Annotated in this window: 6 protein-coding genes and 1 pseudogene; 4 read left to right on the top strand and 3 right to left on the bottom strand. The window is 64.4% G+C overall.

Features of this window, described 5'->3' with window-relative positions:
- A partial coding sequence (locus KAY22_RS22215) for a hypothetical protein (RefSeq protein WP_296625365.1) occupies positions 1-251 on the top strand: 251 nt, incomplete at its 5' end.
- Positions 252-270: 19 nt separating this feature from the next.
- Positions 271-1,455 (top strand): dipeptidase, encoded by a 1,185-nt coding sequence (locus KAY22_RS22210; RefSeq protein ID WP_296625366.1) that lies wholly within the window; start codon positions 271-273, stop codon positions 1,453-1,455.
- Between the two features lie 17 nt (positions 1,456-1,472).
- On the opposite strand, the gene KAY22_RS22205 is transcribed toward KAY22_RS22210, so the two are convergent.
- The 3 genes from KAY22_RS22205 to KAY22_RS22195 are packed head-to-tail and all read right to left on the bottom strand — an operon-like array spanning position 1,473 to position 4,338.
- Complete coding sequence (locus tag KAY22_RS22205; RefSeq protein ID WP_296625364.1) at positions 1,473-2,657, bottom strand: mechanosensitive ion channel family protein; 1,185 nt, start codon at positions 2,655-2,657, stop codon at positions 1,473-1,475.
- A gap of 18 nt (positions 2,658-2,675) precedes the next feature.
- Complete coding sequence (locus KAY22_RS22200) at positions 2,676-4,148, bottom strand: putative O-glycosylation ligase, exosortase A system-associated (RefSeq protein ID WP_296625363.1); 1,473 nt, start codon at positions 4,146-4,148, stop codon at positions 2,676-2,678.
- Positions 4,141-4,338 carry a hypothetical protein gene (locus KAY22_RS22195; RefSeq protein WP_296625362.1) on the bottom strand — a complete coding sequence of 66 codons (198 nt, stop codon included), beginning with the start codon at positions 4,336-4,338 and terminating at the stop codon, positions 4,141-4,143. The genes KAY22_RS22200 and KAY22_RS22195 overlap by 8 nt, the downstream gene beginning before the upstream one ends.
- A 59-nt stretch (positions 4,339-4,397) precedes the next feature.
- On the opposite strand from KAY22_RS22195, the gene KAY22_RS22190 reads away from it, so the two are divergent.
- Together KAY22_RS22190 and KAY22_RS22185 are read left to right on the top strand one after the other, a co-directional pair.
- Positions 4,398-5,609 (top strand): TIGR04063 family PEP-CTERM/XrtA system glycosyltransferase, encoded by a 1,212-nt coding sequence (locus KAY22_RS22190; protein ID WP_296625361.1) that lies wholly within the window; start codon positions 4,398-4,400, stop codon positions 5,607-5,609.
- Between the two features lie 88 nt (positions 5,610-5,697).
- Positions 5,698-7,009 (top strand): annotated as a pseudogene (locus tag KAY22_RS22185) (hypothetical protein); the annotation flags it as partial.

Genomic DNA, 7,009 nt, shown 5'->3' with positions numbered 1-7,009 from the left:
GGCTAAGCGCGGCGGCTGGAGCTTCTGCCGCTGAGCCCGGTCCATGGGCAGGACCGCGCATGGACATCGTGCCCGGCGCATGGTCTGCTCGGCCCATGACTGAAGATGACCGGGACAAGCAGGAGCATGCGACGGGACGCGACGCCGCATGGGCTGCGCAATCGCCGCTCGCCGGGGGACAGCTTCCCAAGGACAGCCAATTTTCTGGATTGCAGGGAGACAGGGATGCGCAGACGCAACAGCAGCAATGATCGGACCGTCCCTGGGCTGATGGTATTGTCCCTGTTGCTGGCGGCCTCTTCTGCGGTCGCAGCGGGGCGTGGGCATCAGGCGATGCTCACGCTCGACAGCCATCTCGACACGCCCGCCTCGCTCGATCTGCCCGGCTGGCGGATCGAGGATGCGCATGATGTCGATATCGACTTCACCCAGGTCGACCTCCCGCGAATGCGAAAGGGCGGACTCGATGGCGGATTCTGGGTGGTCTATACGCCTCAGGGGCCGCTCGACGCTGCGGGCAAGGCCGCCGCGCGCGACTTTGCCTTCCGGCGGCTGCTGTCGATCCGCGATATGGTCGCGTCGCATGGCAAGACGATGGAGCTTGCCCTGACGGCCAGCGATGCCCTCCGCATCGCCAAAGCCGGCAAGCGGGTCGTCTATATCAGCATGGAAAATGCCTATCCGCTCGCAGACGATCCCAGCCTTGCGCGCAGTTTTCACGCGATGGGCGTGCGAATGCTGGGGCTGGCTCACTTCGCGAACAACCAGTTCGCCGACAGTTCGACCGATCCGGGCGGACCGCGCTGGAACGGGCTGAGCCCACTCGGCCGCGAGCTGGTGAAGGAGGCCAACCGGCTGGGGCTGGTCGTCGATGCGTCGCACGCCTCGGACGCAGTGCTCGACCAGCTTCTGGCGCAGTCGCGCGCGCCGATCATCCTGTCGCATTCGGGGTGCAAGACGATCTACGACCATCCGCGCAATGTCGATGATGTGCGGCTGCGACGGCTGGCGGCTGCGGGCGGGGTGATTCAGATCAACAGCTTCGAGCATTATCTGAAGGCGCTGCCGCGCAACACGGAACGCGACGCTGCGCTGGGGGCTTTGTCCGATCGTATCGATCGCCCCGGCCTGTCGGTGACCGAGTATCGCGCGCTGCTTGCGGAGCGTCGGGCTTTGGTCGCACGCTACCCCGTCGAACATGCGACCTTCGACGACTTCATGGCGCATCTGCTCCACGCGTTGAAGGTCGTTGGCCCCGATCATGTCGGCATCGGTCTCGATCTCGATGGCGGCGGCGGAGTGGCCGGCATGAAGGATGCCGGCGCGCTTTCGCGCATTACCACCGCGTTGCGGGCGGCGGGCTATGACGATGTTGCGATCGAGAAGATCTGGAGCGGCAATCTGCTGCGCGTGGTGGCGGCGGCGCAGGCCGTTGCCGACCCTCTCACTCCCTGATCTCCCCGTCAGGCCGCTCAGCCCTTGTGGAGCAGTTCGGCCGGGATCTCGGCATAGGGCATGATCATCCGGCCATCGGGTGCCGCCGTGAAGGTCGTCTGGGTCGGATAGGCGAAGTCGATGCCTTCGCGGGCGAAGCGCTCCAATATCTCGATGCATATCGAATGCCGGGTTGCGTTGAACACCTCAACATCCTCGTCGATCACGTCGAACAGCAGTTCATAGTCGAGGCTCGACGCGCCGAAATTGATCATGCAGCAATGGAGGAACACCGCCTTGTCATGGGCCGTGACGATCGCCTTGACCATGTCTGGCAGGCGGCGACATGTTTCCGGGCTGGTCTGGTAGGTTACGCCCAGCATCAGCGTGGCGCGCCGCCGCATCGTATGGGCGAGGTTGCGCAATTCCTTGTTGAGCAGGTTGGTGTTCGAGATCACCACCTCTTCGCCGGTCGTTGCCCGAACACGCGTCGTCTTCAGGCCGATCGACTCCACTGTCCCCACGGTCTGGTCCCACCGGACCGTATCGCCGCGCCGGAAAGGCCGGTCGAAGATGATCGCGAGCGAGGCGAACAGGTCGGAGAAGATACCCTGCGCGGCAAGGCCGATGGCGATGCCGCCGATGCCAAGGCTCGCGACCAGGCCGGTGATGTTCACGCCGATATTGTCGAGGATCAGCAGGATCGCGACGATGAAGCATATCGACGTCACGAGCAGCCGGATGATCCCGATCGCGGAGCCGAGCGTGGAGGAGCCCGAGTCATCGTCGCCGGCTCGATATTCGACGGTGCCGATGATCAGTTCGCGAACCCAGATCGCCGCCTGCAGAGCGGCTGCGACGGTGAACAGAAAGCCGATCGTCGTCGAGACGACCGCCGGCGGGTTCGCATAGCCGCTGACCAGCCGCGCTGCGAGCGTCACGATGAAGAAGAGATTGGTACGCGCGATCGCCCGGCCGATGATCTTCGGCCAATGACCGACATGTTCACGCCTGCACAGGCGTGTGCCGAGCATTCGCAGGCCGTAGAGGACGGCGATGATCACAGCGCCGATCGAGCATGCGATCACGATGCTCATATAATGGGTCGCGATCCATCCGGCGGTCTGGTCGTAGAAGATCTCGGCATCGCTCAGCGACTTGGCGATGGAGGGGTCTTCGGCTGCAGCATGGGCATTGGATGCTGTCTTTGTGGGTACGGACATGGGCTTCCCATTGGATGTCTACTTGGTGGGGACGCTGCCCCAACGCGCCTGCGTCCGGCGTCGTTCCGGCTTCGTTTTGGAAGCCGCCTGTTCGGCCGCCAATGCGGCCGCCGCATCGGCAGCTTCCCGCTCCGCCTGCGCCTGGGCTTCCGCTTCGACCTCGCGACGGCGGCGGCGGAAGGGATTCCAGACCTTCTTCTTCACATAAGTCTGCACATAGCGGTCGAACGATATCTCCACCGCTATCAGGAAATAGATATAGGGTTGAAAGGCGATGCCAACGAACGAGCATCCCAGCATGAAGACCAGATGGCCATGCTGAAGCGCGCTCGCGAGGGGCGCTACCCAGGCGAGTTCCCCTTCCTCCTTCCGATATGTTCGTCGGATCGCCTCCATGCGGAAGACGCCGATCAGGTGAACCGCAAGGAACATCAGAAGGCCCGGATAGCCCTGCTCGCCGAGCATTTCGAAATAGGCGTTGTGGAAGGCGCGGCCGGCATCGTAGCCGACCACTCTTACCGTCGTTCCATCGGCAGTCTTGTAGCTCATGTCGATTTCGAGCTTGTTGCCGATGTAGGAATTGAATCCGCCTCCCAGCGGGTGGTCGGCTGCATAGCCGATCGTCCATTTCCACACGGCGAGCCGGGTGGCGGCGGAGGAATCCCCCTTATAGCCCTGGATGGTATCCATCCGCTCCGTGTAGCTTTTGGGCAGGAACGGGATACCGCCGATGACGATGCCGGCCATGATCGCCAGATAGAGCATCCGGCGTTTGGCGGCGCGCAGCTCGAGCAGTGCCATCAGCGCGATGCATAGCAAGCCCGTTCGCGTCTGCGTGCCGATCGGGATGAGCAGGCAGGCGAAGGCCAGTCCATACCAGTAGAGCCGCGTCAGCAGCGTCGGTTTCACGATCGACGAATATTTCGCCATGTAGAGGATCAGCGGGATCGAGCAGATCGCGAAGGCCGAGATGGTGCTGCTTTCGTACATCCCGCTGTTGTTGGCGACCATCAGGTTGAGCACGCCATAGCCGCCGCCGCCCGCCAGTGTCTTGGCGCCGCCTACCACCGCGATGGACGACAGGCACAACAGCATGAACAGCAGGACCCCTTCGATCCGGGCGCGGGTGTAGAGCGTCATCGGCATGAAGATCGAGAAGACCAGCGCCTTCCACACCCAGTCCCATTTCTCCTTGGCGGCGTCCGGATAGTCCGCAGTCAGCGTCGTGAAGCCGCACAGCAGCAAGAGCATGATCAGGATGATCTGCCGGGGAGAGGGGCGGGCCTGCGATTTGTCGTCGTTGATCGCCCAGCCGAGAAAGGCGGCGATGAAGACGATCAGGGAGATCGGAATCGAACTCAGCAGATAATAGGAAAGCCGCTGCGGCGAGACGATGTCGACATAGATATAAGCCAGGACGAACAGGAATGGACGCCGCAGCCCGGCAAGCAGCAGGGCGACGAGAAATCCGATGAGAAACAGATCACGCACGGTCGGATCCGGGCCTCTGTTCGCCCATTTCCACGCCGGCGCGGCGCTTCATCGGCTTTTTCGGCAGAACGGGTTTGAAATGCCGGCCCGACTGGGTCGGCTCTTCGTTCAGATAGGGATTCAGCAGAAGCTTCCACGCGACAATGGCGAGGGCGAAGTGGGCGAGCAGCAATGAAAGCGTGTCGATCATGACGGGGCCGCCCGATTCCGGTTGACATGCGGGGCGTCTTGAGGCGCGTTCCGCCGCACATGAAGATACTCCACGTCCTAGATCATAGCCTGCCGATCCACAGCGGCTATACTTTTCGTACGCGCGCGATCCTCAAGGCGCAGCAGGCGATGGGCTGGGAGGTCGGGGGCGTAACCGGACCGCGTTACAATGCGCCGACCCCCGATCCTGCGGTCGAGGAGGGGCTGACGTTCTACCGGAGCGGTTCGGCACCGGACGGGCCTGCGCCTATCGGCGAGTGGCGCGAGGTGGCTGCGCTGCGTCGCCGCGTTCTGGAGGTGGCGGCGGACTGGAAGCCCGATCTCATTCATGCCCATTCTCCGGCGCTGGTCGGCCTTGCCGGCCTCCTCGCCGCGCGCAGGCTGGGCCTGCCGTTTCTCTATGAGATCCGGGCATTCTGGGAGGATGCAGCGGTCGGTAACGGGACGGGGCGAGAGGGCAGCCTGAAATATCGTGCGATCCGGGCGCTGGAGACCCATGTGGTGTCGCGCGCCGATGCGGTTGCGGTCATCTGCGAGGGGCTGCGGGCCGATCTGATTGCGCGGGGCGTTGCGCCCGACAAGATCATGGTATCGCCGAACGGGGTTGACCTGGAGCTTTTCGGCGCGCCGCCGCCGCCCGACCGGGCGCTCGCGGCAAAGTTGGGACTGGCCGACGCCGAGGTGATCGGATTCATCGGTTCCTTCTACGATTATGAGGGCCTCGACGATCTGGTTGCCGCCATGCCGGCGCTGATCGAGCGCCGCCCGCGCGCTGCGCTGCTGCTGGTGGGCGGCGGCCCGATGGAGGCCAGCATTAGGCGCCAGGCCGAGAAATCCCCGGTCGCCGACCGAATTCATTTTGTCGGGCGCGTGCCGCATCATGAGGTCGAGCGCTATTATAGCCTGATCGACGTGCTCGCCTATCCACGCAAGTCGATGCGATTGACCGATCTGGTGACGCCGCTCAAGCCGCTGGAGGCCATGGCGCAGCGCCGCCTCGTTGCGGCATCCGACGTCGGCGGGCATCGCGAGTTGATCGAGCAGGGGGTGACCGGCCTGTTGTTTCCCCCCGACGATCCGCCAGCGCTGGCTGCGGCGCTTGCCGACCTGCTGCAAGACCGATCGGGTTGGGAAGAGCGTCGTGACGTGGCGCGAGCCTTCGTCGAACGCGAGCGGAACTGGGCGGTGAACGTCGCCCGCTATCGCCCCGTCTACGAGCAGCTGGCGGCGCGGGTTAGAGCGCAGACATGATCGTCAAAAACGCAAATATGCAGCGGGAAAGTAACGGAATCCCAATTTTGCCTTATTAATGGGTGAAGAAGGTCATATGGGCGTTCCGATGGTACAGAGCAAAGCGCGGCGGCGATCGAGCCTGATCTGGGGCAGTTTGCTGGCCATATTGCTGGGCGTTGCAGCGGCATTTTTCGTGCTGGCCATGCCGATCAGCCTGCTCGAAACGATCACGACAATGACCCGCCTGTCCAAGCTGATGGTTCAGGCGGAGCCCCCCATCTCTCCCAACGACCGTACCCTCCTGGCGGTGCTCGCAGGCATATCGGTTTCTGCGATCGGCTGGGTCATGCTCGACTGGCTGCTGTTCGGCAAGGCCGGGCTCAGCGCGATCATGCCCGGCCGCGAAGACGACTATGAGGACGAGGATGATGATGCCTTTCGTCCGACCGACCCGCTCGACCTGATCGGCAACGGCGGCAGTCCTCTGGCCCGGCAGAATGACTGGGCGCAGGGTGGCACCACGAATGATCCGCGTCGACCGCTTTCCGCCCGCACCGACATTGGCGACCCCCCGACAGGTGGCGTCCCGTTCCTGCCCGGGGTCGGTGACGCTTTTCCTGCCACAGGCCAGATCTTGCCAGGCGCGGGTGTTGCCGCCCCACCCCTGCCGCCGGTGCTCGGCGCGTCGCCTTTGCCGCCGCTTCAGCCACCTGCCTCACCGGCTTGGAGTGCAGACCCCTTGCCGTCCGGGCGCGCCTCATGGCCCCCGCTAGACGAGACAGCTCTGCCCGAGCCGTTGATTGCGCCGATGGCCCCTGTGGCACCTTCGATCCCGGTAACCCCGGCCGCCCCGGCGGCACGGGCTGCGTCCGACGTGCCGCCGGGCATGCCGAGCTGGCTGCCGGCGCCCGGCGCCAGGATCGATGACAATCTGCCTTCGGTCGATCCGGCAACCGAGGAGGCTGTCGTCGCCACGCCGGTGTCGCCGGTTCCTGCCGCTGCCCAGGCGCCTGGTCCTATGGCCGGGCCGCTTTCTCCGGTGGAGGTGCCCGACATCCTTGCGGCTTTTGCACCGGCATCGCCCGCCGTTACGCAGGTGCCCCCAGCCCATTCTGTCGTACCGCAGGCCGAGGCTCCGTTTGAACTCAATGTCACCGCGCCCGAGCTTCATCAGCCGGTAGAGTCGCCCGGGCCCGTTTCCACGGCTGCACCTTGGCTGTCGCCGCAGACTCCGCCGGCACCCGAAAGCGTGCCGCCGCCTCCCGAATGGGCTGCTGCGGCGGCCTCTCCGCTGGCACCAGCATCGGTAGCGAACCATCCCGCTCCTGCGCGCGCGGGCGGTGCAGGTCTCGATCGTGCGCGTCTGGAGGAGTTGCTGGAGCGGCTCGAACGCAGTCTGGAAAGCCGTCGTGCAGCGG

This window comes from Rhizorhabdus sp., from assembly GCF_018006725.1.
Classification (GTDB): domain Bacteria; phylum Pseudomonadota; class Alphaproteobacteria; order Sphingomonadales; family Sphingomonadaceae; genus Rhizorhabdus.
Note: the sequence above shows the minus strand (reverse complement) of the source record. Positions and strands in the feature narration are given on the sequence as shown.